This window comes from Haloparvum sedimenti, from assembly GCF_001462205.1.
Classification (GTDB): Archaea; Halobacteriota; Halobacteria; order Halobacteriales; family Haloferacaceae; genus Haloparvum; species Haloparvum sedimenti.
The window spans coordinates 1-1379 of sequence record NZ_LKIR01000109.1; the positions used below are offsets into that span (position 1 = coordinate 1).

The following is a 1379-nucleotide window of genomic DNA, read 5'->3' on the forward strand; positions in this document are numbered from 1 at the left end:
GAACACCCAAAACGTGGCGGCACTCCAGCGGGCTCGCGACCAGGACCTTGCCGTCCATCCCGGACAGGATATTGCGTATGTAGTCGTGGACAACGAGAAGTCCTCGCGGGATCGCGTTGCTCTCGCTCACGAAGCGGTCGAGTCCTACGACGCCTCGTACTACCAGACCCGACTCGTCAGAGCTGTCGAGAGTGTGCTGTCACCGCTTGGCTGGGACCGAACAGAGATTCAGAAGCAGCTCTCCGACGTGGAGGGCACCACGTTGAGTTCGTTCGGACACGACCAGATGGTCTGAGTGCTCGCATAGCGGTCGTCCCGCGGCCAGACGGAGGGATGGGGACTGAGAGCTCCCGTCATCCGGACTCAGAAACAGCCAGGTAGAACTGGCTCACGTATCCTCGTCCGACGATAGGCGTTTTGACAACCGGTCGAACCGATGTTGGGCTGTGGACTCCCTTCCGTCATCCGTTCGGGATCGTAGGACGCACGTTCGAACTCACCGTCAACGTCGTCACGTCAAGCACGGCGTTCGCGTGTTGAGCATCGTCCGAGAGGTGGGAGGTTTCGAGAACAGCGTTGCCGCGACCTCGTCGCCGTGTTGCTTGAAGAAGACCGTGGCGAGTCCGTCCTCGATCGTGTCGACAACGGCCGTATAGTCGCCGTCCGCGAGCGAGATCGGTTCCGCCATGAGTAGAGCTCTTTCAGGACGCGGTCGCCATCGGCATCGACGACGATCACAGTATCGTCGCCGTTGCTCCAGACCGGCGTTCCAGTACCCCAGTAGAGGTCGGTGTCGGACTCAGTCCCGCTTCCCGTATGGAGGGTCACGGGTTTGCAGCAGCGAGCGTGACCCCATCCGGGACGGTGTGACCGTGGCCCGCCTCGTCTTCGACCATCCATCTGGAGATGCCGAGCGCGTCGTCTCTGGTGTTCTCGAAGACGACGTATTCGTCGGTGGGGTTTTCGCGGTCGTCACCGGCCGCACCGGCGTGGATCTCGGCTATTGCTAAGGAACTCATCACGACCGAGCCACCGTCTGAGGCAGTTGCTGTCTCGGGTTGTGTGTCGTCAGCAGTCTCGATATTGGTGGCGCTGTCACCGTCAATCCGAGTGCGGACGGTAACCGCATCGCTCGCCACCGGAGCGATCGGGTCGCCGTCCTGCAGCGCGGTCAGGTCGGCTGGCGCGTTTCGCTGTGTGGCGATGGTTACGCGGTCGCCGTCGTTCGCCCTCCACTCGGAGTGGGAGTCAAGGTTAGTGAGTGTCGGTATCCACGATAGCCACACCTCGTTTCCGCAACTCCTCAGGGGATCACAGTGAGTCAAACCACGTTTGATTTCGCAGGATTCAACGGAGCTACGATCGCCACCTGCACTCCG

The 1379-nt window shown here is 61.3% G+C and carries 2 protein-coding genes and 1 pseudogene; 1 reads left to right on the plus strand and 2 read right to left on the minus strand.

Going from position 1 to position 1379, the window contains the following annotated elements:
- Positions 1 to 295: pseudogene (locus tag AN233_RS06300) on the plus strand (type B DNA-directed DNA polymerase); the annotation flags it as partial.
- Positions 296 to 511: 216 nt separating this feature from the next.
- Here AN233_RS06300 and AN233_RS18315 read toward each other — a convergent pair.
- Together AN233_RS18315 and AN233_RS06310 are read right to left on the minus strand one after the other, a co-directional pair.
- Entirely contained in the window at positions 512 to 688 is a 177-nt protein-coding gene (locus AN233_RS18315) for a hypothetical protein (RefSeq protein WP_343123571.1), read from the minus strand.
- 136 nt (positions 689 to 824) lie between these two features.
- The coding region (locus tag AN233_RS06310) for a lamin tail domain-containing protein (RefSeq protein ID WP_218055067.1) at positions 825 to 1379 on the minus strand (555 nt) is incomplete at its 5' end.

What these genes read in the sequence shown, in the direction of transcription:
- AN233_RS18315 (WP_343123571.1), bottom strand. Translation starts at nt 688, where the DNA reads ATGGCGGAACCGATCTCGCTCGCGGACGGCGACTATACGGCCGTTGTC.